This is a genomic window from Nitratireductor sp. ATLC21 (genome assembly GCF_057196525.1).
Map to the genome: position 1 here is coordinate 719,847 of NZ_JBXUOU010000002.1, position 26,370 is coordinate 746,216.

General features: G+C 59.3%; 24 protein-coding genes. 7 read left to right on the forward strand and 17 right to left on the reverse strand.

Going from position 1 to position 26,370, the window contains the following annotated elements:
* The first annotated feature begins 18 nt into the window (after positions 1–18).
* The 3 genes from AC2CHD_RS11000 to cml all read left to right on the forward strand — a co-directional run bounded on the left by AC2CHD_RS11000 (position 19) and on the right by cml (position 3,158).
* On the forward strand, positions 19–1,128 hold the full coding sequence (locus tag AC2CHD_RS11000; RefSeq protein WP_484553711.1) for a cupin domain-containing protein: 1,110 nt from the start codon (positions 19–21) through the stop codon (positions 1,126–1,128).
* On the forward strand, positions 1,125–1,655 hold the full coding sequence (locus AC2CHD_RS11005; RefSeq protein WP_484553712.1) for a DinB family protein: 531 nt from the start codon (positions 1,125–1,127) through the stop codon (positions 1,653–1,655). The genes AC2CHD_RS11000 and AC2CHD_RS11005 overlap by 4 nt, the downstream gene beginning before the upstream one ends.
* 288 nt (positions 1,656–1,943) lie before the next feature.
* A complete protein-coding gene (gene cml, locus AC2CHD_RS11010; protein WP_484553713.1) occupies positions 1,944–3,158 on the forward strand; it encodes a CmlA/FloR family chloramphenicol efflux MFS transporter in 1,215 nt (404 codons plus the stop codon).
* Positions 3,159–3,224: 66 nt separating this feature from the next.
* Here cml and AC2CHD_RS11015 read toward each other — a convergent pair whose 3' ends face one another.
* Entirely contained in the window at positions 3,225–4,460 is a 1,236-nt protein-coding gene (locus AC2CHD_RS11015; protein ID WP_484553714.1) for an MFS transporter, read from the reverse strand.
* A 98-nt stretch (positions 4,461–4,558) separates the two neighbouring features.
* Here AC2CHD_RS11015 and AC2CHD_RS11020 point away from each other — a divergent pair, with 98 nt between their 5' ends.
* From AC2CHD_RS11020 to AC2CHD_RS11030, 3 genes are all read left to right on the forward strand, one after another.
* Positions 4,559–5,020 (forward strand): winged helix-turn-helix transcriptional regulator, encoded by a 462-nt coding sequence (locus AC2CHD_RS11020; protein ID WP_484553715.1) that lies wholly within the window; start codon positions 4,559–4,561, stop codon positions 5,018–5,020.
* A 115-nt stretch (positions 5,021–5,135) separates the two neighbouring features.
* Positions 5,136–5,642, forward strand: coding sequence for a GNAT family N-acetyltransferase (locus AC2CHD_RS11025; RefSeq protein ID WP_484553716.1), 507 nt, complete (start codon positions 5,136–5,138; stop codon positions 5,640–5,642).
* A gap of 161 nt (positions 5,643–5,803) precedes the next feature.
* Positions 5,804–7,066, forward strand: coding sequence for a glycosyltransferase (locus AC2CHD_RS11030; RefSeq protein ID WP_484553717.1), 1,263 nt, complete (start codon positions 5,804–5,806; stop codon positions 7,064–7,066).
* A gap of 136 nt (positions 7,067–7,202) precedes the next feature.
* Here AC2CHD_RS11030 and AC2CHD_RS11035 read toward each other — a convergent pair whose 3' ends face one another.
* The 16 genes from AC2CHD_RS11035 to AC2CHD_RS11110 all read right to left on the reverse strand — a co-directional run bounded on the left by AC2CHD_RS11035 (position 7,203) and on the right by AC2CHD_RS11110 (position 25,493).
* Complete coding sequence (locus tag AC2CHD_RS11035; RefSeq protein WP_484553718.1) at positions 7,203–8,441, reverse strand: MFS transporter; 1,239 nt, start codon at positions 8,439–8,441, stop codon at positions 7,203–7,205.
* Positions 8,442–8,511: 70 nt separating this feature from the next.
* Positions 8,512–9,027: a helix-turn-helix domain-containing protein gene (locus AC2CHD_RS11040; protein WP_484553719.1), complete on the reverse strand. Its 516-nt coding sequence runs from the start codon at positions 9,025–9,027 to the stop codon at positions 8,512–8,514.
* A gap of 535 nt (positions 9,028–9,562) precedes the next feature.
* A complete protein-coding gene (locus AC2CHD_RS11045; protein ID WP_484553720.1) occupies positions 9,563–11,368 on the reverse strand; it encodes an aminopeptidase P family protein in 1,806 nt (601 codons plus the stop codon).
* Positions 11,361–12,359 carry an ABC transporter ATP-binding protein gene (locus AC2CHD_RS11050; RefSeq protein ID WP_484553721.1) on the reverse strand — a complete coding sequence of 333 codons (999 nt, stop codon included), beginning with the start codon at positions 12,357–12,359 and terminating at the stop codon, positions 11,361–11,363. The genes AC2CHD_RS11045 and AC2CHD_RS11050 overlap by 8 nt, the downstream gene beginning before the upstream one ends.
* Positions 12,356–13,345, reverse strand: coding sequence for an ABC transporter ATP-binding protein (locus tag AC2CHD_RS11055; RefSeq protein ID WP_484553722.1), 990 nt, complete (start codon positions 13,343–13,345; stop codon positions 12,356–12,358). The genes AC2CHD_RS11050 and AC2CHD_RS11055 overlap by 4 nt, the downstream gene beginning before the upstream one ends.
* A gap of 14 nt (positions 13,346–13,359) precedes the next feature.
* Positions 13,360–14,217 (reverse strand): ABC transporter permease, encoded by an 858-nt coding sequence (locus tag AC2CHD_RS11060; protein ID WP_484553723.1) that lies wholly within the window; start codon positions 14,215–14,217, stop codon positions 13,360–13,362.
* Positions 14,214–15,155, reverse strand: a complete 942-nt coding sequence (locus AC2CHD_RS11065) for an ABC transporter permease (RefSeq protein ID WP_484553724.1) — start codon at positions 15,153–15,155, stop codon at positions 14,214–14,216. Before AC2CHD_RS11065 ends, AC2CHD_RS11060 begins: the two co-directional genes overlap by 4 nt.
* Before the next feature lie 55 nt (positions 15,156–15,210).
* Positions 15,211–16,797 carry an ABC transporter substrate-binding protein gene (locus AC2CHD_RS11070; protein WP_484553725.1) on the reverse strand — a complete coding sequence of 529 codons (1,587 nt, stop codon included), beginning with the start codon at positions 16,795–16,797 and terminating at the stop codon, positions 15,211–15,213.
* 117 nt (positions 16,798–16,914) lie between these two features.
* Complete coding sequence (locus tag AC2CHD_RS11075; protein ID WP_484553726.1) at positions 16,915–17,523, reverse strand: helix-turn-helix domain-containing protein; 609 nt, start codon at positions 17,521–17,523, stop codon at positions 16,915–16,917.
* Positions 17,524–18,352: 829 nt separating this feature from the next.
* Positions 18,353–18,667: a hypothetical protein gene (locus AC2CHD_RS11080; protein ID WP_484553727.1), complete on the reverse strand. Its 315-nt coding sequence runs from the start codon at positions 18,665–18,667 to the stop codon at positions 18,353–18,355.
* Positions 18,668–18,743: 76 nt separating this feature from the next.
* The gene (locus AC2CHD_RS11085) at positions 18,744–19,127 is read right to left on the reverse strand and encodes a hypothetical protein (protein WP_484553728.1); all 384 of its coding nucleotides are present in this window, start codon (positions 19,125–19,127) and stop codon (positions 18,744–18,746) included.
* 14 nt (positions 19,128–19,141) lie between these two features.
* The gene (ctaD, locus tag AC2CHD_RS11090) at positions 19,142–21,679 is read right to left on the reverse strand and encodes a cytochrome c oxidase subunit I (RefSeq protein WP_484553729.1); all 2,538 of its coding nucleotides are present in this window, start codon (positions 21,677–21,679) and stop codon (positions 19,142–19,144) included.
* On the reverse strand, positions 21,676–22,743 hold the full coding sequence (locus AC2CHD_RS11095) for a sodium:calcium antiporter (protein WP_484553730.1): 1,068 nt from the start codon (positions 22,741–22,743) through the stop codon (positions 21,676–21,678). The genes ctaD and AC2CHD_RS11095 overlap by 4 nt, the downstream gene beginning before the upstream one ends.
* Position 22,744: 1 nt before the next feature.
* A complete protein-coding gene (locus AC2CHD_RS11100; protein WP_484554232.1) occupies positions 22,745–23,722 on the reverse strand; it encodes a cytochrome c oxidase subunit II in 978 nt (325 codons plus the stop codon).
* 11 nt (positions 23,723–23,733) lie between these two features.
* Entirely contained in the window at positions 23,734–24,831 is a 1,098-nt protein-coding gene (locus AC2CHD_RS11105; protein WP_484553731.1) for a c-type cytochrome, read from the reverse strand.
* Positions 24,832–24,833: 2 nt separating this feature from the next.
* A complete protein-coding gene (locus AC2CHD_RS11110) occupies positions 24,834–25,493 on the reverse strand; it encodes a cytochrome c oxidase assembly protein (protein WP_484553732.1) in 660 nt (219 codons plus the stop codon).
* Between the two features lie 17 nt (positions 25,494–25,510).
* Here AC2CHD_RS11110 and ku point away from each other — a divergent pair, with 17 nt between their 5' ends.
* Positions 25,511–26,365 (forward strand): non-homologous end joining protein Ku, encoded by an 855-nt coding sequence (gene ku, locus AC2CHD_RS11115; RefSeq protein WP_484553733.1) that lies wholly within the window; start codon positions 25,511–25,513, stop codon positions 26,363–26,365.
* The last annotated feature ends 5 nt before the right edge of the window (positions 26,366–26,370 follow it).

Genomic DNA, 26,370 nt, shown 5'->3' on the forward strand with positions numbered 1-26,370 from the left:
GTATGAAAGGACCCTCCCATGCACGATATGAACCTCATGGACGCCCTGTCTGAAGGAGCGGGACAGCCAGAAGAATCGGCGGAACTGCGTGATCTCTATGCGGCGTTCGAGCGCGAGCATATCATGCCGTTGTGGACCCAGCGCGACGACCTGATGCCGTTCACGCCGCAACCCAAAGCAGTGCCGCATGTCTGGAGGTGGGCTGATATTCTGCCGATGGCCGAGCGATCGGGCGAACTTGTGCGGGTCGGTCGCGGCGGCGAGCGCCGGGCGTTGGGTCTCGCCAATCCTGGCCTGGGCGGCAACGCTTATGTCGCGCCCACTCTTTGGGCGGCGATCCAGTATCTGGGACCACGCGAGACCGCACCTGAACATCGTCACTCGCAAAACGCATTTCGTTTCGTGGTCGAGGGCGAGGGGGTGTGGACGGTCGTTAATGGTGACCCTGTCCGGATGAGCCGTGGTGACCTTCTGCTCACGCCCGGCTGGCACTTCCACGGGCATCACAACGATACGGATCATCCGATGGCGTGGATCGACGGGCTCGATATCCCGTTCTGCCAACAGAACGACGTGGGCTTTTTCGAATTCGGTTCAGATCGCGTCACCGATTATGCGACGCCGCGCTTTTCACGTTCGGAGCGGCTTTGGGCTCATCCGGGGCTACGCCCACTGTCGGGCCTCCGTGACACGGTGAGCTCGCCGATAGGGGCCTATCGCTGGGAGTACACGGACCGAGCGCTGACCGAGCAATTGCTGCTGGAGGAAGAAGGTCAGCCAGCGACAGCGGAGCCGGGGCACGCGGCGATCCGCTTCGTCAATCCGACAACTGGCGGCGACGTCATGTCCACCATTCGCTGCGAGTTTCACCGCCTGCGCGAGGGGACAAAAACACCGGATCGGCAGGAGGTGGGCTCCAGCGTTTTCCAGATATTCGAGGGACGGGGAAGTGTCGTCCTGGACGGCAAGGTTCACAGGCTTGAGAAAGGTGACCTTTTCGTCGTGCCGTCCTGGGTCGCGTGGTCGCTGGAGGCGGAGAGCGAGTTCGATCTTTTCCGCTTTTCGGATGCGCCCATTATCGAGCGGCTCGATTTCGCAAGGACCTTTATCGGAGGCCGTGAGGCGTGAGCGATCTCGATCTTCGCAGGCATGAACTGCGCGAACGGCAGGGTGCCGGCGCGCGCTACGATGCGCCGGAGGCTCCTGCGGAAGTGCTCGACCTGATGCGCCGCGGCACGGCCAATTTCGCGCGCATACTCAACGACCTGTCGGATGCGGCGCTGTGTGAGACAGTGCCGCGATGGCTGACCCGTGCCCATGCCGTGGCGATGGTCGGCCTTCAGGCGCGCGCTATGTGCACGGCGCTAGCGGCCCTCCAGCGCGGCGAGAATGCGTCGGGCGACATTGCCTGGAGCGTTGCCCGGTCAGCGATTGACGTTACGGCCTCCCTGCCACCACGCGCGCTGCGCAATCTGTTCGCACATTCGCAGGTACATCTGAATGTGGTGCTTCGCGATCTTCGGGGAGAAGATTGGGGAATTGCATTGGAGAGTGCGGGCGGCCCGTCTTGGACAATTGCGGATATTCCGCATCGCCGGGCCACCACCTTGTGGCAGGCTGCTGCGGATCTGGAGACTAGCGCAGTGCTCGGGTGAGGCCGATCCCCCGGTTCGTGAGAAGACAATGCGCACTGCGCTTTGCTGTTTCTGATGTCTTATCTGGTCCCTGCTCAAAGCTGCGAGGCCAATTGCGGTATTCAGAAGCATCCGTTATGGAACCAGCCAAAATCTGATTAACTGGTGTTCGCAATGAAAAGCTCCAAGTCAGCAGACAGATAAGCCGCAACGACATTCTTGTTGTTGCGGCGCTGGTCAAACCAACAATCTGGAAACACTGACGAGCTGCCGCCGCCCTTCATCTCTTGAAAGAGCGGTATCATTCTCATGACTACAAAACGCCCACAATGGGCTCTCACGCTGCCGGCAGCACTGCTGCTGTTGGCGCCTTTCGATATTCTGGCCTCTCTGGCAATGGATATCTATCTTCCCATCGTGCCGGCCATGCCGGCGATCCTGAACACGACCCCCGCCATTGTCCAGCTCACCTTGAGCCTGTATATGGTGATGCTCGGGTTGGGCCAGGTAATCTTCGGCCCGATTTCCGACCGCATCGGCCGACGACCGGTCTTGTTGGCCGGTGCCTTGGTTTTTGTTTTCACCTCATTCGCTGCTGCATGGGCGGAGAGTGCGCCTGTCTTCGTCGCGCTCCGTGTGGTGCAGGCGATCGGGGCTTCGGCCATGCTTGTGGCGATATTCGCCACCGTTCGCGACGTCTATGCCCAGAAACCAGAGGGGGCCGTAATCTACGGCCTCTTGAGTTCAATGCTGGCCTTTGTGCCTGCGGTTGGCCCCATTGCCGGAGCGCTTATCGACAAGCAGTTCGGCTGGCGGGCAATCTTCATCACGCTTGGCTTGCTGGCACTGCTCGCTACCATGCAGGCGGCATCGCGATGGCGCGAAACACGGCCCATAGACAAAACTCAAACACGCCGCTCGGTCATGCCCATCTTCGGCAGTCTGCCCTTCTGGGTTTATACGCTGGGGTTCAGCGCGGGCATGGGAAGCTTCTTCGTGTTCTTTTCGACGGCACCCCGAGTTCTTGTCGGTCAGGCCGGATATTCCGAACTTTCTTTCAGCCTTGTCTTTTCGACCGTTGCGCTTGTTATGATCGCGACGACACGGTTTGCAAGGCGCTTCATCGAGGCATGGGGTGTAGCCGGATGTGTTGGGCGGGGCATGGCTTTGCTCGCGACTGGATCGCTTCTTCTTGGAATGGGGCAGATCTTCGCGCCGCCATCTTTCGCCAGTTTCATCGTACCGATGTGGGTAGTCGCCGTGGGTATCGTCTTCACGGTGTCGGTCACCGCCAACGGGGCGCTTGCTGACTTCGACGATATCGCCGGCTCGGCGGTGGCATTCTACTTCTGTGTTCAAAGCCTCATCGTCAGTGTGTTTGGCACGCTGGCTGTCACGGTGTTGAATGGCGATACGGCCTGGCCGGTGATTTGCTACGCGGCAACCATGGCGGTTCTTGTCTCTGGTGGTCTGTTCCTGCTTTGGGTTCGGCGTGACGCTGATCCGCAGTTGAAGGAGTCCTGACCGGTATAAATCAGATACTCAGCGGCACCCCTTTTGCTGGGTGCCGCTAGCCAATCTCATGCATTTTCATGCATCGGGTGACAACACGCGTGACATCCCCAGGAATACAAGTGCCGTGAGGCTGAACCCGGCACCGAGGATCGACACGCCCGCCCAGCCAAATGCCTCGTACACCGTTGTGGAAGCGATGGCGCCGACCGCGCTGCCAAGGGAATAGAACGTCATATACCCGCCCACCAACCGGCTGTGCGATCCGGCATGCGCGGCAAAGATGAGGCTCTGGTTGGTAACGTGGACAGCCTGCACCGCCAGATCCAGCAGCACAACACCGAAAGCCAGCAGGACCAGCGACGATGACAAGAGACTGATCGGAAGCCATGACAGGGTGAGAAGCACAAGCGCTGCCACAGTTGTCCAGTTCCCCAATCCGCGGTCGGCCAGCCTTCCGGCACCACTGGCTGCCAGCGCGCCAGCAAGCCCCGCAAAACCGAAAAGCCCGATCTGTGTGTGCGAGAGCGACTGTGCGCTCAGAGGCAGGACTATCGATGTCCAGAGCGTGCTGAAGCTGGCGAAGACAAGGAACGCCAGAATGGCGCGGCTTCTCAACAACGGGTCGCCGAAAAAAAGCCTGGGCATCGACCTCAGGACGGCGAGATAGCTCTCCGATCGAGAGTGCTGGGTGTGCCTTGGCAAAACCCGCATGAGGAACAGGGAGAGGCAGAACATAAGCCCCGCCGAGGCCAGATAGACAAGACGCCAACCGCCCAGATCCGCCAGCGCACCCGAGATAAAACGAGCGCCAAGAATGCCGGTTATCACCCCAGCCGTCACAAAGCCCACGGACTGCCCGCGCTCATGCGGTGAAGCCAGCGTGGCAGTCAACGCCACCAGAGATTGGACAACGACAGCAAGCAAACCGACTGCGATCATGCCGCTGAGGAAGATCGTGGCTGTTGCTGATGTTCCGACAATTACAAGGGCTCCGGTAGAGAGGAGTGTCTGCCCAATAATGAGTTTTCTGCGATCAACCATATCCCCAAGCGGCACGAGGAATATGAGCCCGAGCGCGTAGCCTACATGGGTGAGAGTGACGACAATGCCGATGCGGCCAGGCTCGATTGCGAAGGATGCTGCAATCGAATCCAGCAAGGGCTGTGCATAATAGACATTCGCAACACTGACGCCGCATGTGAGAGCGAACAGCCAAAGAGAAAGCCGGAACAGGTTGGTTCGGTCTTGCGCGCGCTGAACATCTGCTTCGAGATGGCGTGCACCTTCTATCGACTGAGTTTTTGTGGTCATGGTAGCTCGCTATCATTCGGTTCGATAATGAGACCACTTGCTAATGACGGAATCTAGTTCTAATTTAGAACCACCCATCGGGCGAGAGGAGTGCCATCATGAAGCGCAAGAGTTTTCGGGAAGCGGAGTGTCCGGTGGCGCGCGCGCTGGATGCGATTGGCGACTGGTGGTCGCTGCTCATCATCCGCGATGCGTTCGATGGGCTTCGGCGCTTCAGTGAGATTCAGCAAAATCTCGGGATCGCCAAAGGCATGCTGGCAAGCCGTCTGCGCGAATTCGTAAAGCTGGACATCCTTGAGCTTGTGCCAGCATCCGATGGTAGTGCCTATCAGGAATATGTCCTGACAGAGAAGGGACGTGACCTGTTCCTGGTGATTGTGGCCCTTCGTCAATGGGGGGAGGCACATCTCTATCGGGATGGCGAAGAACGTTCTCTTCTCATTGATACCCGAACAGGCCAGCCGGTTGCGCCGCTTCGGCTCCATGCGGCTGATGGACGAGACATTGACTGGCGCGAGACCCGTGTCGTTGAAAGCAAGGTTTCAGAAAACGCGTTTTGACCTGCTGGACTGCGGTCGCAGATGCCATCAGATTCATTCAATTGATCCTGGCGTGCAGTCCCACTGGCGCCGCGATGCTGCCTGCGTGACAACATAGAATAAGCCGGACTTGCCCATGCAAACAATACGCCCCGCAATCGAGAGTGACGCTGACTTTTTACCGGAGATTGAACGATCGAGCGGAGAGACCTTCCGCCAGATTCCCGCCTTGGCGTGGATAGCCGATGATGACGTGCAGTCAGCCGATCGTCACCGTGAGCTGATTTCCCGGGGAACATCCTGGGTGACCACTATCGATGGGGATGTGATCGGTTTTCTGAGTGCGGAACGCCATGGCGCGACGCTGCATATCTGGCAGATGTCCGTGCATTTTGAACATCAGGGCAAGGGGCTGGGCCGCGCGCTGATCGATGCTGCCCGGCAATGGGCGAAAGTGCAGGGCCTGTCGTCGCTCACACTGACCACCTTTCGTGATGTCCCGTGGAACGCACCATTCTATGAGTCTTGCGGTTTTGGTCTGGTGGCACCAAACAGCTCCTCATTCCTCAAGAATGTTCTGGCGGCAGAGAAGAAGGCGGGACTGCCTATGGAGGGGCGCTGCGCGATGATGCTCAGGCTATGAGCACCGCAGTCCCGGCGTGAAAAGACACGCCTGGCTGTTGTTTGGGCCAACTGTTCCCTGCAGCATCTCCCTGTGGCACCGTTTTGTTGGGTGAGGGGAGGATTCAGCTTTCGTCTCTGGATCGGGGATCCATCGACCTTTGAACGGGTGAAGGAACGACAATGCGCCTTTCCATCCATACGCTCGGCACCCGTGGCGATGTTCAGCCCTATCTTGCGCTGGCTAGAGGACTGAAAGCGCGCGGCCACGAGGTTCTTCTCATAGCGCCTGCCCAGTTTGCAGACGCTGTTCAAGCCGAAGGTGTCACATTCGCGCCATTGCCAGAAGCCTTCCTTGATCTGCTGGAGCGCCCGGAGACAAAGAAGATCATGGGCGGCTCGGGCACCGGGTTTGGTGCCGGGTTCAAACTCATCAAGCACTATCGGCACTTGATGCGCGGCTTGCTCGATGCCGAGTGGGAGGCAGCGCGCGCTTTTGGCCCCGATGCGATCCTGTATCATCCGAAGGCACTCGGCGCGCCACACATTGCTGGAAAGCTCAACATACCGCTGTTTCTGGCATCTCCCTTGCCCGGCTTCACACCCACATCCGCCTTTCCGACACCAATACTGCCCTTTACCTCGCTTGGCCCGCTCAACCGCCTGAGCCATGGGCTGATGATCCATGGCGGAAGCTTCATCTTCTCCAAAACAGTACGGCAATGGCGTGCCGAAGTCCTCTCGCTCGCCCCGCGGGGAAAGGCCGCTCCCTTGAGAGGAACGCTTTATGGCTACAGTCCCCATGTCATCCCCAAGCCGGATGATTGGGGCCAGGATGTTGCCGTGACCGGCTATTGGTTTCTGGATGCGCGCGACTGGCGTCCCGATCCGGACCTCGCCGCTTTCCTGAAGGCAGGTGAGCCGCCTGTCTATGTCGGCTTTGGCAGCATGCCGGGGACCGATCCGGAGCGCTTGACCGAGACTGTGATCGACGGTCTGCGACGGGCTGGCAAGCGCGGCCTCATCGCCACGGCGGGAGGGGCGCTCGGCTATGTGCGCGCTTCAGATGATATGCATGTGATTGCGGGGGCGCCGCACGACCAGCTTTTTCCGCTGGTGCATTCGACGCTCCATCACGGTGGCGCCGGCACCACAGGCGCGGCGCTGCGTGCGGGAAAGCCGACTGCCATTTGCCCCTTCCTCGGTGACCAGCCGTTCTGGGCGCGCAGGATTGCCCAGCTAGGCGTCGGACCGAAACCGATCGACAAACAGAACATGAGCGCTGATGTTCTCGCCGCAGCGTTCCAGGCAATGGATGATGAGACAATGCGGATGCATGCGGTATCCATTGGACGAGCGATACATGGCGAAGATGGTATCGAAAATGCCTGTTCGTTTATCGAAAGCAGGCTTGAAGTGGAATTGAAGCGACAGGGCGTCCGCTGAAACCCGCTTAACGTTCATCGGGACAAGCCTGCGCAGTTCTTGTCGCTATCTCTGAACAGCTTGCCCTTTGGTTCAGAGCTGCATTCTGGCCGGACTGCCGGCTGTCCGACATCCAGCATGTTCACTCCTTCGGGTACTAATTGGCCGCTGTAGCCTGCGCATGGGGCACAGCGGCTGAACGTTCCGCGCAGGCAAACAGAGCTGCAGACAAGACGCTCAACAGTATGATCACTGGGCCGACGAATGGCCAACTCGCCATCTGTGCAATCATCGCGAACAGAGGTGGTCCGATGAGAGAGCCCGCTGCGCCGAACTGCGCAAGCAGGCCATTCGCCGTTGCGATTCCATCAGCATTACTCACGTCCGCCCTCGCAACGAGGTCCGGTAAGCGAGCGAAGACAATTGCAGGCAGCAGACCCGAAGCTGCGTTGATCGCAATTGCGAGCAGGGAGATGCTCCAGGCGTCAAGCAGTGCAAGCCGCCCGGGTGGCGTAAAAAGCGCGACGCACAGCATGGCCGGAATTATAAGCCCAGCGAAAATAATTCTCAGCCCGGTGCGGGCGGTGTTTGCATCTGCGTGACGGATCCACCAGGCTGCTAGAAAGCTGCCAATAACGGTGCTGGCCGATGCGGCACCCGTGACCAGGCCGGCTGTGGTTGGTGGCATGTTCCATATATCGGTGAGGTAGCTTGGAAGCATGCCGAGGACGCCGACTTCAACGGTGGTATAGAAGCCGAACCCGGCCGCAAACAGCCAGATTATTCGACCGGGAAGTTGGATTTTGAGCTTGCTTCCGCCGACGTTCGTTGAGCGCGGCAAAGTAATACAGGCAACGCCGGCAACGACGGATAATCCTCCCCAGAGAAGGCATATCTGTTGCCAGCTGGTCGCAAGCGTGCCAGCGCCCGACAGGATAGCGCCTACGGCAATTCCGATAGGCACAAAAGTGCTCCACAGGATCAGAGCAGGGCCGCGGGTTTCCGGAGGGGTAAGGGACGCGATCAGACTCGGCGCTGCGATGACGACAAAAAGGTAGCCCCCGCTTTCGATGAAGCGCGCGATAAATAGGGGGCCCGCATCTGCGGCGAAAGCCTGCATCAGGCCAGCAACCGCGAGCAGCGCGAGGCCAAGTAACAATCCTCGGGTCGCACCGATGCGTGCAATGGCAAAACCGCACGCGAGCCCGAGCGTGGCACCGGAAACTTCCAATAGCGAGATCAGCCAGCCGGTCTGGGTGAGCGACAGGATGTAGCTTTTGGAGATCAACGGCGCGAGCGCAGCCATTTTGCCCAATTGTGCGGCCGCAAGAACGCCGGCCAGCCAAAGCAGGACAATTCGTGGCCAGGGGCTTGTTGTGAGTGTGTTGGGATCCATGTTGCGAGGCTAGCTACCTGCCGCGCTAAGTTCCACGCATAGAATATGCATGGAAATGTCGCGGCGCAGGTCAGCTCAGCGTCGTGACGATGCGCGCTGGCGAACCGTCTGACAAGTGAATACGCTCCCAGAGCACTCTTCCCGGAAGGATGCGAAAGTCGGGATCGCGGTTGGGGCCTGTAGCGATTTCAAGGCTTGTCGTCTCTTCCACATGCCAGCCCAGTTCGACGAGGCGATCCTCGGCGGCAATGATTTCAAGGGAGGCAAATGCAAAAAGCGAACTGCCGACATAGTTGGCAGCAGGCTCTTTCCATTCAGTTTGCCGTGCGGGGGAAGCCGCTAGAAGACGGTGCGTGCGATCACAGATCAGGTGAACTTTTCTGGCTGAACCTTCAATCAACCGTTTGAGCGCAACGTCCTCAGCCGGGTCGGGTGGAACGCGCAGAAGAGCTTGGATCCGGCGCAATTCAGTGTCGCGAAGCACAAGGTCTCCACGCTCCCAACGAGAGATTGTCGCTTGGTCCACGCCCATCAACTCTGCCAGGTAATTTTGCTTCATGCCTCGCTGAACTCGCAGCTGGCGCATGATTTTCCCACGACCTTTCACTGTAAATCTCCAACTTGGCCCGTCACATGCCGCTTTGGCATCACTGCCCTCACTAACCGAAGTCGCTTTTGTAAACAGAGTATCATATGCGGGTGCGGTTTAGCGGATGGAGCAGAATGGGTGCACTCATTAGGAGGCAAACCTAAGCGTTATAGCGGTACGCTTAAACACACAGGCGGGCAGCCATTTGTGTTAAGCCCCGCCCGAGACAGCGCGTACAGCGCTGGAAATTTCAGAAATCACCACCACTCGCTTGGCAATGTCTTCAGCATCGGCCGGCTCCATGGTCGACTACTCGGCGGCTTGATGCCACAGGTGCCTTTGTTGCGCGCTGGATAAGGCATGCAGGCGAGGTCATCGAATAGCCTCCTTCGTCGCAGCCGCTTTTGTGTCTCCTTCTCGCCCATTCACATGGAAGTTCAACAATACCTAAGTTACCGTTACTTGCGGACTGGTCGAAGGTCTGATTCCGGACCTTGCGCAGGATGAAGTAGCGAATGTCAGTTCCTACGATTTAAGCCTTAAGGCCATTGCCCAACCTTTTGAGCCACTGGAGAGCGTTTTCACCGAGGTGAGGAGATAGAATTTCAAGCAGCTTCGCGTGATAGGCACTGAGCCAAACGCGCTCTTCCCCAACCAGTCGATCCAGTAGAAGCATGTCTGTCTGTATGGGAGCCAATGTGAGGTTCTTGAACGCTAGGAAGCCGTTCTCTTCCTCGACGATTTCAACCAGGTTCTCGATACGAATACCAAATTTTTGTGCCTCGTAGTATCCTGGTTCGATGGACAATATCATTCCGGCTTTCAGATCCACGGGGTTGTAGGGTTTTCCGATGCGCTGGGGCTGTTCATGCACGGAAAGCTGGTGTCCCACCCCGTGGCCGGTGCCATGATCATAATCAAGCCCAAGATCCCACAAAGGCCGGCGACAAATCGCATCGATGTGGTGGCCCTGCGTGCCTTTTGGGAAGCGCAGTGTCATCAATGCGTGAAAGGCTTTGAAGACGGCCGTATAGGCGCGGTCATACCCCTCGGGGCGTGGTCCGAAGGCAAAGCTGCGGGTCGCATCGGTGGTGCCGGTGTCATATTGGCCGCCACTGTCGAGCAGATAGGGATTGTCCGGCAAAATGGGGGCGTTGCGCTCCTGGTTTGTGGCGTAGTGGCACATGGCGGCATTGCCGGCAGCCGCCGAGATCGAGTTGAAGCTTTCGCTGATGAAGCCGGGCCGCGCTTTGCGAAGGTCGAGTATCTTCTCCTCGGCTTCGCGCTCCGTGACCGGATTGCCCGTTTTTGCGCGTGCCGGCACGGTTTCAAGAAGCCAAGCGTGGAACTCCGTCCAGGCAACGCCATCGTCCAGATGGCAATTGCGCATGCCTTGCAACTCCACCGGATTCTTGACCGCCTTGGCCAGTGTCAAAAGCCCCGGTCTGCACAGAACCGACGCCCCGCATGTTTCAAGCGTCTGTCGCACGGCGACAGGCGAGAAATCCGGGTCGATTAGAACCCGCTGACCCGTGACGATGCGGGTCTTGAGTGTTGTTAGCAGCGCATCGAAGGGCTGAAGCTCCACATGGTCTGGAAGGCTTTCCATCAGGGAAGCATCAAGCTTGTCTTCCGTCACGAACCACACCGCCCGGCCATCGCGCCCGGCAAGAAGAAATGAGTGCGGCATGGGATTGAAGGCGACATCATTGCCGCGCACATTCAGGAACCAGGCAATATTGTCCGGCTGGGTGTCGACGATGAAATCGGCATTCTCACGCTCAAGGGCAGCAGCAAGATCAAGCGCCTTGTCCCTGCTGCTGCGGCCTGCAAACTGAAGCGGAAAAGCAGTGATCCGTCCCATGGGCGGGGCAGGTTGGTCTGGCCAGATGGCGTCCACAGGATTTGGGACCTGCGCGACAAGATCGGCTTCCGCCTGGGTGCAGGCGCGTGCAAAACGGTCGAACCAGCTTGGCGGCAAGTGCATGGCGTCATAGCCGATGCGCCAGCCCTTGGCCGCATTCTCCGCCAGCCAGCTTTCTGGAGGCTCGTTGAAGAGGTGATGATGCGAAAACAGCGGACCGGAACACTCATTGCGCACCTGCACCTGATAGCGACCGTCGACAAAAAGTGCGACCGTCCTTGCCGTGACGATCGCCATGCCGGCCGAGCCGCTGAAACCGGTCACATAGGCAAGGCGCTCGTCATGCGGCGCTACATATTCGCCCTGATGGGCATCAAAGCGCGGCACAATGAATGCGTCGAGGCCTCTTTCCGACAGTTCCTCGCGCAGGGCGGAAATGACCTCAGCCTTGCTGCGGCGGGCGGTATCAAGCATGGGTTTTGACCTCCTCGGCATGATGGCAGGCAACCTCGCCGCGGCCCTCGATGGGCCGCAATGCGGGCACGTCCTTTCTGCAAATATCGGTGGCGTGCGGGCAGCGCACATGAAAGGGACAGCCCGGCGGCACATTGAGCGGTGACGGCAATTCGCCTTGAAGCCGAATGGCATTGCCCTTGTCATCGGGATCAAGCGACGGGGCCGCGCTCAATAGCGCCTGCGAATAGGGATGGGAAGGGCTCGCGAAAAGTGTTTCGCTGTCGCCGATCTCCACGATGCGCCCCAGATAGATGACTGCGACCCGGTTGGAGACATGGCGCACCAGTCTGAGATCATGGGCGACGAACAGGATGGTCAGATCCAGCTCCTCCTGCAAGGTGAGAAGCAGATTGACCACCTGCGCCTGAACCGAGACATCGAGAGCCGAAACGAGTTCGTCAGCGATGAGCACTTCCGGCTCCACGGCCAGGGCGCGGGCGATGGCGATACGCTGGCGCTGGCCGCCGGAAAATTCGTGCGGGAGTTTGGCCGCCGCATCCTGCGGCAGGCGCACCAGATCGAGCAGTTCGGCAACCCGCGCCGGAATCTCTTTTTCGGGCCGCATCTCGTGGACCCGCAGCGCTTCTTCCAATATCTGCCCGGCGCTCATGCGTGGATTGAGGGAGGAGTAGGGGTCCTGAAACATCATCTGGACGCGGCGATTGTAATCGCGGTCCTGCCTGTTTTCGGCGGCGAAAATATCGTTGCCGCGATACTGGATCGTGCCATGCTGGGGCCGGTACAGCCGCACAATGCAGCGCGCGAGAGTCGACTTGCCGCAACCCGACTCTCCGACGACACCGAGCGTCTCCCCCTTCTCAAGCGTAAGGCTAACGCCGTTCAGCGCGCTGACCACCCGCGCGGGCCGGCGACGGATCACATCGACAAGCGTGCGGGGGGCGGGAAATTCCAGTCCCAGATCGCGGATCTGCATGACGGTTTCGCTCATCGGGAGACCTCCATGCCTTGAGCAACAGGATTGAAGCAGGCGGCAAGGCGCGCTGTTGAGATCTCCGCCAACGGGGGGCGCTCTGTCCGGCAAATGTCTTTCACATTCTGGCAGCGCGGTGCGAAGGCACAGCCCTTGGGAAGGGCATCAAGGCCGGGCGGGGTGCCGGGCACCGAATAAAGCTGGGTGCGGGGCGGCACATCCTGCGGTACCGAGCGCATCAGCCCCTCCGTATAGGGGTGTCGCGGCGTGCGCAGAACCTGGCGCACCGGGCCCTGTTCGACAATTCGCCCGGCATACATCACCGCCACATTCTCGCAGGTCTGTGCCACAACGCCGAGATCATGGGTGACGAGAATGACACCCATATTCATCTCATCGGCAAGAGACAGGATCAGATCGAGAATCTGCGCCTGAATGGTGACATCAAGGGCGGTGGTTGGTTCGTCGGCCAGAAGCAGTTTCGGCTCGGCGGCAAGCGCAATGGCGATCATCACACGCTGGCGCATGCCGCCGGAGAATTGATGCGGATAGGCATCAAGGCGCGAGGCGGGATCGGGTATGCCCACATGGTCGAGCATTTCGATGGCGCGGGCGCGCCGCGCGGCGCGGCCAAGGTCAGTATGTGCCTTCAGCGTTTCAGTGAGTTGCACGCCGACGGTCAGAAGGGGATTGAGCGAGGTCATGGGCTCCTGAAAGATCATGGCGATCTCGCCGCCCCGGATCGGGCGCAATTTGCGCTCCGGCAGGCTCAAAATGTCCTGCCCCATCCAGCGGACTTCGCCGCTGACCTTGCCGTAGCGCCGCGACAGGCCAAGCAGAGAGCGCAGCGTCACGCTCTTGCCCGAGCCGCTTTCGCCAACAAGGCCAAGCACTTCGCCCTCTCGCACCGAAAAGCTCACATCCCGCACGGCCTTCAAAGCGGAGCTGCCGCGCGCAAAGGTGGTGCTGAGGCCCTTCACGTCAAGAATGGTTTGCGTGGTCATGTTGCTCTCCACTCTCAGCCGCGCGGGCGCAGAAGGTCGGCCAGCCCGTCGCCGATGAGCGAGAAACCGAGACCAGTCAGCACAATGGCAATGCCGGGCATCAGGCTCAGCCACCAGGCGGTGGTGATGAAATTGCGCCCTTCGGCGATCAGCACGCCCCATTCGGCCTGTGGCGGCTGCGCGCCTAGGCCCAGATAGCCAAGCGATGAACCGAGCAGGATGGCGAGCGCCATATCCGTCATCCAGTAGACGACAACCGGCGTGATGGCATTGGGCAAGAGGTGTCGAAAGATGATGCGCTTGTCGGAATAGCCCATGACGATGCCCGCCGCCGCATAGTCATTGCCCATCTGGGCGATGACTTCCGCGCGCATCAGCCGGGCGTAGTAGACCCAGCCGACCAGCGTGATGGCGATATACATGTTTGTGAGGCCGGGCCCGAGAACGGCAACGACTGCAATGACCAGCACGAGAAATGGAAAGGTGATGATCGCATCGACAAGCCGGCCGAAAATCATGTCGGCAATGCCGCGATAATAGCCCACCAAAGAGCCGACCACGACGCCGATCAGCATGGCGAAGACCGTGGCCAGAAACGCCATCTGCATATTGACCGTATAGGCCGAAATGACGCGGCTCAGACTGTCACGCCCCAGCATGTCGGTGCCGAATGGATGGGCACTGCTGGGCGGCTGCTTGACTGCGGTGTAGTCGATGAAATTGGGATCATAGGGCGCGAAGGCCTCCGGAAACACCGCAAGGATCGTGGAAAATCCGATGATGGCGATGCCCAGAAGAAAGCCCGGTTTGCGCAAGGCGATGCGCAGCCGGGTCTCACGACCCGCCGGGGCAGAAACGGCCGTGTCAGTCATGTCAGTCTTATCCTTGGATCAAGTGCGCTCTGGCACAGATCGGTGAGAAGGAACACCAGCGAGACGAGAACTGCGAAGGTCAGCGTCAGGCCCTGGATCAGGGGATAGTCGCGGGCGAATATGGCTTCCAGCATGAGGCGCCCGACGCCGGGAACCGCAAAGACCGTCTCCGTGACAAGCGTTCCACTCATCATGTTTCCGATGGAAAGCCCCACCAGCGTGATGGTGGAAATCAGCGCGTTGCGCAGCACGTGCCGGCCAAGGATGAGACGCACCGGCAAGCCCTTGGCGCGGGCGAACTGCACATACTCGGCATCTAGCACTTCGATGACGGCCGAGCGCAGATTGCGCATGATGATGGCCGATGTGTAGAGCGCCACGGCAATGGCCGGTAGGAAGAGATGATAAAGCTGGGCAGAGAGGGTCTCGCCATAGCCTCCCACGGGGAACCAGCGAAGCTGGGCCGCAAGAAAAGTGAGCAGGATCAGGCCAATGTAGAAAACCGGCATCGACAGGCCCACCTGAAAAGCGCTGCGGATGACGTTGTCGGGCCACCGTCCCCGGTTGAGCGCCGCTACAAAGGCGAGGGGGCCGGCGATGATGAGCGACAGGAAAACTGCATAGACGGTCAGGAACACCGTGGTCGGGAGCCGGTTGAAGATCACCTCGGAGACTGGCGCGCGCATCAGGATGGAGGTGCCGAGATCCCCTTGCAGCGTGTTGGTCAGGAACAGCCAGAATTGCATGAGCAACGGCTCGTTGAGCCCGAGCCGTTCGCGGATGGCGGCAAGATCGGCATCCGAGGCTCGGTCGCCGGCAATGGCGATGGCTGGGTCGCCGGGCAGAAGACGCACAAGTAGGAAGATGATGATCATGACCAGAAGGAAGGTCGGTATCATCAGGATGAGACGGTTCACTATGTATTGGAGAAGGGCCATCTGGTCCTCATTGATCGGGCCGCCGTCGACAGAAGCCGACGGCGGCTCAAAGGGCTCAGCGGCTTATGGACACTTCGTCAAAGACGTTGTTGCCGAGCGGGGTCTGGATGTAGCCGTCGACCTTGGCAGATACGGCCACGGCAAAAGGCGTCTCATACATGAAGAGCAGTGGTGCTTCCTCGGCATAGATCTCCTGCATCCGGGCATATTGCTCGGCGCGCTTTTCCGGATCGATCTCTGTTGCGGAAGCCTCAAACAGCGCGTTGAACTCGTCATTCTTCCAGCCCGTGCCAACTGCATTGGCCGTGGGCGTATAGCCCAGCCAGCTTACCACCTGGCTCGGATCGTTCACATCATTGACCCAGCCATAGGTGTGAATGTCGTATTCACCTGAGCGATTTTTCGCGCCGCGGGTCGGGCCATCCACCTGCTCGACCTCAAGCTTGATCCCCAGCGGTGCCCACATCTGCTGAAGGGCGGCGAAGATCGTGCTGTCATCGGCGGAACCTGCGAGCGTGGTGAAAGCGATCCTCGTTCCCGATTGAAGACCTGCCTCTTCGATCAGCGCTTTCGCCTTTTCCATGTCATAGCCATAGAGCGGGTCCATTTCGACGGCAAGCGGGGTGGCTGCCGCCATCAGGGGCGACGTCATGGGCTTGCCGGCGCCCTGCAACACGAGCCCGATAAGGGCCTCCTTGTTGGTGGCGTAGTTGAGGGCCTGCCGCACGCGCTTGTCGGCCAGCGGGTTCGCGCTTCCATCGGCGCGGGTCTCGCGGGTGTTGATCGGCGAGTAGATGATGCGCGTCGAGGGGAAGAGGTTCATGTCGATCTTCGGATCGGCTTCCAACTCGCCAATGCGCGAAAAGGGGATGAACTCGGCGATGTCGATTTCGCCCGCCTGCAGCTTTAGAATGCGGGTGGCATCGTCAGGAATGACTTCGAAGTGGACACGCTCAAGATAGGGAAGAGCTTTGCCGTCCGCACCTATGCGCCAGTAATGCTCATTGGCGCAGAAATCCATCGAAGTGCCCTGCTGGAACCCGCACAGATAGAAGGGGCCGGACCCGACACCGGGACCACCGGCTGCAAAAATGGCAGCGGATTTCTCCTGATCGGTCTCACCCTTGGCCGCCTCGAATGCCGCTTTCGACACAATGCCTGTGGTGAAGGTGGCGAGCATGGAAAGGATCGTTGGATCAGGCGTACCGAGTGTGATCGTCACCTCATGACCATCGGCGGAAACGCTCTCGATGGTGCCGAGAAGATTGGCCCAGGGCCCCAGATCAGGATTGCGTGCGCGGTCCAGCGAAAAGACCACGTCTTCGCTGGTGAGTGGCGCGCCATTCGAGAAGGTGAGTCCCTCGCGCAGGGTCAGTGTCACGGTCTTGCCATCGTCGGAAACCGTGTGATTTTCCGCGAGGCCGCCCACCACGCCCTGCCCATCGGGGCTCGGACGTAGAAGCGTGTCAAAAAGACTGCCCACCATCCAGATGTCAGGGTTTCGGTCCGCATAGATCGGATCGATCAGGTTTGACCCGTCATAGCGGGCGAAATTCAGTGTTCCGCCGCGCTCCTGCGCATGGGTCGATGTGGCAAGGCCGGCAACGACAAGGGCCGCTGCCGCTTTGAGCGTGTGATGCATGTCTGTTCCTCCCAGGATCGATTTGGCATCGAATGAAGGAACCAATACAACATATTTCGCTATTGCTAAAATATTTTTTAGTTGCCGCTAAAATTTTCACGAACAGCCGGCCTGCTCCTATCTGGAGAACGCGCCGAGACTGCTTGAAAGCGCACGGCTGGGTGTGGTGCTGATCCACAGTTCGGTGGTCTCGATGTCGCCCGTAACACGGGAGAAATGAGACTTTTCGGTATTGTGATGGATCGTGTCACCAGCCCGCATCTGAAAAATCTCGTCACCGAGATGATATTCCATTTCACCAGCCATCAGGTAGCAGAACACTTCGCCGGGGTGACACATATGCTCCGACTCGTGGCCGGGCGGGCGATGGATGAGTAGCGGGTAAAACAAAGCACCGGAGAAGCCCGGCCCCAGTCTCTCATAGAGCCGGTTGTCAGCGCTGATCGCGTAGGTCTGGCGCCTGTTCGCGGGAATGTATTCGCGGAATTCTTCCTTCACCCGAACCAGTTCTTCAACACTTGTATCCAGCGCGTTTGCGATCGCCATGAGGGAGCTGACCGAAGGCGAACTGATGTTGCGCTCCACCTGCGAAATGAATCCGATTGTCAATCCTGCAGCATGAGCAATCTCGCTCAGCGTTTTGCCCAAAGCCTTGCGCCGCTTTCGAATGGTGGAGCCGATGGAAACGCTATCATTCGATCCGTTAACACTGTCGAGCCTTCTCATTGGTGCAGGGGTGGCTTTTCTAATGATCTTCTTGGAGGGCATACTGGTCCTTAGGGCTGGCATTGCCGATATGGGATTGCAGCAAGTTGAGCAAAAGCAGAAGCCATTGCGAACAGGCACTAAATTTTATTGAAGTGTCAATAAAATGCTAGTGTCGTAAACGCATAATGCTGGCCGAGAGTGGGAAGTGAATTGGATCGGGAAGAGTGCGGAGTCTCATATCGATTGAGCTTTCTGTGAAACGTTGAGTAGAGGGAAGTCACTCACGAATACATCGCTCGCCAATGCCTCGATGATCGAGGTATATAGGCAAAATTCGAGTCGTCGCATTCCTGGTGGTGCTTTCTTGGGAGCGAGTTAGGGCATCATCGGCTGTTCTACCGGCAATGATGCAGTCAGTGGCTTCGAACCAGGCTTCAACGGCCGTCTGGAATGCCTCGTCCCTTTTTGGTCAAGGCGTAGATCTTCCGCTTGCGGCCTGAACGACCTCGCTGTACGCGCGGAGATAACCGCCAGCCTCAAACTCGTTGAGCATTGGATAGACCATGCCCTCGGTCGGGCTGCAGCAGCCATTTGTCGACCTTCGACCGCCTGAACAACCTCATAGCCATGCATCGCCTTGTGATGAAGCACGCTTAGCACGAAGAACTCGCAGAGCGACATCTTGATCGTTCCCTGCCAATAGGCGCGTGGCGTGTAGTCGGTGCTTGGCGGGGTACGGCAGAAACTGTATTTGAGCGCGGAGCCATGATTTCTTTTATACCTTGATGGTCGATGCATCAAATCCCGGCCATCTGCTTTTTTTGGCTCTGATCAATAAGGGGTAAGTCTAGGATCCCTTCAAGACGTTGAAAATTCTGCCGGACAGGACTGCACGTTGTCCACCTTCAGGAAAACCAGCGTCGACAAGCTCGACAACCGTGTAGAGCTTTTCGTCGCGAAAGGCGCTGGCAAAGCGGGTCGACACACCGTCACCCGGAAGGGCATCCGTTTCCATGAAATCCGGCTCAGCCTCGCTCGCCACGATCCGCGCATCGGCGGCAGACAATGCGCGAACGATCACCTCCCCATGGCAGGGCGCGCGGTCCCAGTTGGAATCGGTGGGTTGAGCGAGAGGCTGAAGTTTGTAAATTCCCATTTTCATGAGAGACAAACGCGGGACCTTGCGACTTGTTCCTCGATGATCTTGCAGGCTCGCGCTTGTTTTGGTCGCGGCGGGGCTATCGGCCTTGAACACAGGCCGAGAGAAAGCTGACGGTCATTCCACCCCAAAGAACCCCGATGATGGACAATCCCGCCAGAAGTGCCGCGATCACCATGACAGCGCGCGCGCGTTCTTCCCTGGCCGAAATGCCGAAATAGCGTGAAAATGCATCTGATCTGATCACGAACCATGACAAGATTGCTACCGCGACAGCGGTTGTCACGATGACGAATACCGCCGCCCTGTCTGCTTGCGCCTCGAGCCGGCACAGCAATGTGTGGCTGCCATAGGACAGCGTGAAATGGGCGGCCCATATGAGTGGTCCGAACAGGATAAAGAGCAAGGTTCCGGCGGTGGACGGTTTGCGGTCATCGTCGATTTGGCGGCTGTCTCGTCTCATTGTCTGGCTCCGTGCTATCCTGCCAATCTTGGAAATCCGTGAACCATCAGCAGCCCGAACAGCATCTGGGCGGCGGCGTAGTAGTAAAGCACCGCCGCATTGTCGAAGCTGACCCGCCATTCATGATTCAGCTTGCCTGCCAAGATGCGCGCCATGGCGAAGCTGGTCATGATGAGCAGGACGGCAGCCAACTGCCCGTTGAGCACGCTCTGCATGTAGACCAGCGCGCCATAGGCATTCTGGGTGGGGCGCAGGCCGCTTTGCCAATGGCCCCATATCTCGGTGGCAACGGCCCCGGCGAGGGCAAGGGCAGCAAAGCCCGACAGAAGCAACGGTAGCAACGTGCCTCTTCCTTGCCCGGGTAGATTTCGCCCGGCCCACCTCATGGCGAACACGCCTGTCCCTATGAGAGCGGCAGCTGCTGCGGGCCAGAACAGGGAGGGCAGGGTGGGAGAGCCGACCGGCGCCCACACTTCAGGTGAGACCACCCACAGATAGAGGTAGGAGAAAACGAAGGCGATGTAGAGTGAAGCCGCAACGAAGACCAGCACCACCATGGCCCACCAGGAGTGGGAGAGCGGACCCGTTGCATAGGTGGGCAGCTTTATACCGCCGCCAATATCGACCTTCTCTGGGGAGGGACCGGGATCGAGACCCCAGACCCAGATGAGGCAGGCCGCGATGGCGATGATGCCGCAAATGATGGCGGTCACGACGAATTTCACCGTGAGAAGCAGGAAAAAGGCCGCGGTGAAGACCGCCGCGATGAATGGCGCCCACCCTGGTCCCGGCATGCGGATAATGTATTGCGGCCGCGCATCGATGGCCGAAGTGACGATGGTTTCGCGCCCGCCGGTTGGAGCATTGGGCAGGAAATGCTGACCGTCGCGCACCTCGCGCGGCAGGCTGGGACGGTCCCAGAGCGGCTCGCGGCTGGTCACATAGGGGATGCTGCGCGTGGAATAGACATCATTGGGAAGCCATTCCAGCGTGCCGGCGCCCCAGGGATTTTCCGGCGCGTTGGGGCGGGAAAGGACGCTACGAATGAGATCCATCACAAAAAGGGCCACGCCGGCGGCAAAAATATAGGCGCCGATGGTGGAAATCATGTTGAGGCTGTCCCAGCCCACTCCTTCGGGATAGGTCCAGACGCGCCGTGGCATGCCGCGCAGACCAGTAATGTGCATGGGGAAAAAGGCGATGTGGAAACCGGAAAACATCAGCCAGAAGACCCAGCGGCCGATCCGTTCCGAGAACATTCTGCCGGTGGCGACAGGCATCCAGTAATAGAAGGTGGCAAAGAGCGGAAACACCATGCCGCCGATGAGCACATAGTGAAAATGCGCCACGACGAAATAGGTGTCGTGGACCTGAAAATCGACGGGCACAAGTGCAACCATGACACCGGTGAGGCCGCCTATGGTGAAAATCACCAGAAAGCCGATCACGAAGAGGGACGGTGTGTTGATACGGAAACGGCCCTTGCTCGCCGCCATGGTCGCGATCCATGAAAACACCTGAATGCCGGAGGGAATCGCGACTGCCATGCTGGCTGCCGAAAAAAAGGCGAGGCTGAGGGAGGGAATGCCCGTGGTGAACATGTGGTGCACCCAAAGGCCGAAGGAGAAGAAGCCAGTTCCCACCAGCGCCACCACGATCAGCTTGTATCCCACCAGCGGGCGGCGGGCCATGGTCGGCACGATCATCGAGACAAGGCCGGCTGCCGGAAGAAAGATAATGTAGACTTCCGGGTGGCCGAAAAACCAGAAAAGATGCTGCCACAGAAGCGGGTCCCCGCCATTGGCGGCGGAAAAGAAAGGCCAGCCGAAGGCGCGCTCGATCTCCAGCAGCATCGTTGCGAGGATGACGGCCGGGAATGCGAACATGATCATGGCCGCGAAGATCAGCATCGACCAGGCGAAGATCGGCATTTGGGTAAGCGACATGCCGGGCGGGCGGGTGCGCAGTGTGCCAACCACGATCTCGATTGCACCGGCAATGGCGGAAATCTCGATGAAGCCAATGCCCAGCAGCCAGAAATCGGCATTGTCGCCGGGCGAGAACTCCTTGAGGGTCAATGGCGTGTACATGAACCAGCCGCCCTTGGGCGCGAGGTCGTAGAACACGGTGGAGAAGAAGACGAGACCGCCCACCACATAGGCCCAGATGGCAAAGGCGCTGAGGCGCGGGAAGGGTAGGTCCCGGGCCGCAAGCATCTGCGGCAGGAGCATCACGCCGAGAGCTTCCACCGCCGGCACGGCGAAAAGGAACATCATTGTCGTGCCGTGGACAGTGAAGATCTGGTTGTAGAGATCCTGGCTGAGGAAATCGTTCTCCGGCACGGCCAGTTGGGTGCGCATCAACAGCGCGAGAACCCCGGCAAGCAGAAAAAACAGGAAGGCCGCGCCGATATAGAGCAGACCGATCACCGTGTTGTTGACGGCGGTGACGATCCTGAAACCGCCCGGCGTTGCCCAGATGTGCTTGAGGTCTTCAACCTCGGATTCCGGGCGCGGTTCGGGATGGGGGAGTGTGGTCGGTTCGCTGCTCATGCACCGGTGCTCCGCAATGTGTAGAGAAGAACCACGCCACCGGCATAGACGATGAGAACCATCAGGGAATCGATGCCCAGCCGCATGACCGAGTTGTTGCGCCGCTCCGCAAGCCCGGCCTGAAAGAGCGCTGTCAGCACCACCGCAAGCAAGGCACCGAAGACCGGGAAGGAGCCGAGGCGGTCGAGCACCGGCCCGCCGCTGTCAAGAAGATCGACGAGGAAGATCATCGCCACATTGATGAGATTGGTGCCCAGAATATCCGAGATCGCCATGGTGAAGTGCCCGCGCCGGGCTGCAGAGAGCACTGTGCTCAGTTCGGGCAGCGAGGTTGCGATGGCGATCAGGACGAAGCCGACAAAGCTGGAGCCAAGGCCGGTTTGCTCGGCGATGGCCTCACCGGATTTAGCGACGATAAAACCCGCGATCAAAATGACCACGGCCGCGGCCGCGGTTTTATAGAGGATGATGCGCAGCGTTTCGCCTCGCGAGGCGTTGCCCGTGTCCTCCCCTTCCTCTTCGATCAGACCGCGATCGACACGCCCGCCCTCGGCGGCCAGCCACGGGCGACTGCCTTGCGTGCGCGACAGGATACGCACGCAGGCGAGATAGGCAAAGAGCGCACCCCACGCCCACGCCCCGACGCCGAATATGCTCACATCACCAATGACCATGGCCGCGGCTGCAGCGGAAATCAGGAGAACATTGAGGCTGCTCAGCAAGATGACCACGGGGTCGGGGATAATGGCCGTCAGAACCCTTTTGCCGATATAGAAATCGACAAGGGCAAGCACGGCGACCTGCAAGGCAATACTGCCGAAGAGATTGTTGATTGCCAGTTCGGCGTTGCCGGCCAGCGAAGCGGTGGCCGTGACGCCGATTTCGGGAAGAGACGTCACGCCCGCCAGAAGCACGATGCCGATGACGGCATGGCCGATGCCGGTAGCGTTGCTGATGGCGTCGGCATAGTGGGTCAGGCGGCGTCCGGCCTGCCACACCACGATGGCAGAGGCAGCGAACAACAACAGATTGACCGGTAGGCTGAGCTGCGCGAAATCGACCATCTCAATCCAGCCCCTCCAGATAGGCGGAAATGGCGGACAATTCGCCTTTGGAAAGATTCTCGTAGGGAGGCATGTGGTTGTCCGGTTTTATGTGCTGGTGTTGGCCAATCCACCGGGCGATCATGCGCGCATTGTTGGGCAGGGTCGCAGCACCCAATGAGTGGCGGGAGGCCAGATGCGTGAGATCGGGGCCGATTTTGCCGTTGGCTGCGGTGCCGCGAATGGTGTGGCAGCCGCCACAACCGTTTTCCATGAAAACCGCCTGCCCCTGCCGGGCGAGATCGCTCTGCGGCGCGGCGGCATCTTCGGCCTCGCTTTCCAGCCAGTTGTCGAATTCACCCTGCGGCATTGTCACCACATAGAAGGACATCAGCGCATGGGCCCCGCCGCAATATTCGGCGCATTGCCCGCGGCTGATGCCGGCTTCTGTCGCCTCCACCGTGAGCGTGTTGGAGCGCCCGGGGATCATGTCCAGCTTGCCAGCCAGTCTGGGTGCCCAGAAGCTGTGAATGACGTCGCTCGACTTCAGGTGAAGGGCCACTGGTTTGCCCACAGGCAGACGCAGCTCATTGGCGCTCACCACGCGTTCGCCGTCATCCGTGGTGTAAATGACCTCCCACCACCATTGCTTTCCGATTATCGTGATGGCCTCGCCTTCGGCGCGATTGGCCCGCGAGGTTCCCGCATTCATGACAACAAGCCCGTAGGCAAGCAGGGCTGAAAGGACGATCCCGGGAAAGACGATGCCGCCGCCAATGACAAGCCAGTCTTTGCCGAGGCGGGAACGCCAGCATTCGGGCCCCCACATGGCCAGCGCCATCGCGATCAGCACCAGGGCCGTCACGACAATGCTCACCACCGTGACGGTGATGAACAACTGGTTGACCTCGGCAGCCTCGCGCCCGGCCGGCTGAAGCGCCGACTGCACTCCGGCACAGCCGCTTGCAAGCGCGACACCTGACGCCACCAAGACGATCATCGCCAATCGTTTCACGGTCTGGCCTCCGTGATCTGTGGCGTATCCTGCTCTTCAACCGGGCCAGACAGGTAGCGGGCCGCCTGATCCATCTGTTCCGATGTCAGCCGCGCCGCGATCATCGCCATTATGTTGCTGTATGCGGTGCCGCTCCGCTTGCCGGATTTGAACAGGGCCAATTGTTGCCTGATATAGTCTGCGGACAGGCCGGCAAGGCTCGGGAAGTTGGGAGAGGCCGCCTGGCCGTGGCAGGAGAGGCAGGCCGGGATCTGCTTTTCGGGAATACCGGAATGAGCGATCCTTTTACCGTTTTCCGTATCTTGGTCTGTATCCTCACTTTCGACGGGAGCTGGCTGGCTGGCGAAATAATGTGAAAGGTGCTTTATGCTCTCATCGCTCATTTCAGCGGCGATCGGTTCCATCATCCCGCTTTGACGAACGCCTCGGCGGTACTCCAGGAGTGCACGTTCCAGATAGGGTTGCGACTGTCCTGACAGGTCAGGAACCATCGGCGCAATCGGAGAGGTCTCCGAGCCGCCGTGACAGGTGATGCAGCGGGTCGCTTCATGCACTGCCGATGTGGGGGCCTCGCCCGCAAGCCGCGAATACTCCCGAGCGGACATATCGGGCAAACGGCGCAGGAAAGCGACCAGCGGCCAGACCTCATCGCCGCGGCCCTCTCCAGTCCAGGCCGGCATGCCTGTGAATTTGAGGCCGTTCTCTACGATCCATGCAAGTTCCGCATCCTCCCGTTCACCGACCCGTGCCGCCAGATCAGGTGGTGCCGGATACATTTTGAGTGCCACCGGGTTGGGCGGGTCGCCAGGGCGACCATGACAGGGCGCGCAGCCCAGCTCGAAATGGCGTGCGCCAAGCAGCGCCATGCCATCGGTGTGGGTGTTTTCAGGTTGGCGGTCGTCGCTGTGAAGCGCGATGGAGCGATCCAGTGCGAAGTTGATGATTTTCTCGGTGATCAAAAAATGCCTGACAGATGCCGAGACGTTGTAAATGCCCGAGAGTATGAAAAGAGCGCTGCCCAGGAGACCGGCTGCGAGAAATATCACGAGCCACAGCAGGCCCCGCCTCCATCTGAGGTCTAGCGGCAGTCGCACGGTCAGCGCTCTCCTTCGAGGAAATGCCATCCTCCGGCGATCTCGGTTCGTGCATACCAATCGCGCACAAGGATGATGCTGCCAAGAACATAGGTTGCCGGGCATGCAATCAGCATCAGGAGCCCGGCGAATTGCTGGTCGGCCAGGGGCGCGGCATAGAGTGCGCGCGGGGCGAAGACCAGAAGCACGCCTAGAAGGCAGAACAGCTTGCCCGTCACGAGCAGTGCCAAAAGCGCGTTCCACGGGCGGGTTCGTGCAGAGAAAAGCACCGCATCCCAGAACGCCAGGGCGGACAGGAAAAGAGTGAGGTGCATAAGGGCGGTGACAACGGGGGCTGTTCCTGCCCATTGCATGGCAAAGGGCGCATGCCACCCCCAAAGAAGCGCGAGCTGAATGACGGTCGCTCCGAAAAGCCCGACAGATAAGAAAATCCGGCTACGCAGCCTTGCCGGCAACAACCAGACGACAAGCGGCGCAAGCCCGTTCATGGCGGCAATGTGGATTGCCATATGGGAAGAAAGCATGTGGCCCATATGTGCCGAATGCTTCGCCTTCGACTTTGTTCCGTTTGAATTTCCGCCAGGCGGCCCGTTGGTGGAGAAATGGAACAGAAGGCCGGTCTGGTTCGTTCGCCACTGACACAACGCAGACGAGGCCCGCAAGGACAGAGTGATCGATCATGGCAAGCCGTCCCATATGGAAAGGTCAGTTGCGCCTCTCGCTGGTGGCGATCCCGGTCGAGATGTTTTCTGCAACCAACCGAAAGGCCCGCATATCGTTTCGCCAGGTCCACAAACCTTCTGGAAAGCGCGTCCGCTACGAAAAAGTGGTTCCGGGGGTCGGTCCGGTGGACACGGACGAGATCTGGAAGGGCTATGAAGTTGAGAAGGACGAATATGTGATGATCGATCCTGACGAGATCGAGGACATCAAGCTGGAATCCAAGAAAACGCTGGAACTGGTTCAGTTCGTCGATATTGCCGAGATCCCGCCCATCTATTTCGACAAACCCTACTTCCTGAGCCCGTCCGACGAACTGGCGGAAGATGCCTTCCGGGTTGTGCGCGATGCGCTGCGCGAGACGAAGAAGGCTGGTATCGGTCAGTTGGCCATGCGTGGCCGGGAGTATCTGGTTGCCGTGCGGCCCTGTGGCCCCGGCCTTTTGCTGGAAACCCTGCATTATGAGGACGAAATCCGGAAAACCGATCCCTTTTTCAGCAGTATTTCCGACAAAAAAGCCGAAAAGGAGCTGCTTTCTGTCGCAACGGACCTGATTGAGAACAAGTCGGCTCCCTTCGATGCCGGCGCATTCAAGGACCGATATTCCGAAGCGATCCACGCCCTTGTGAAAGAAAAGGCCGGAAAGCGCATAAAGACGGGCGCGCCAAAAAAGCCGAAAAGCAGCGCGCAGAGGGGTGAGAATGTCGTCGACCTTATGACCGCGCTCAAAAAGAGTGTGAAATCGTCTGAAGAGAAGGCGAAATCCACTTCCAGGGGCGGGCGCAGATCGTCCTCGCGGAAGAAGAGCGCCTGATTTAC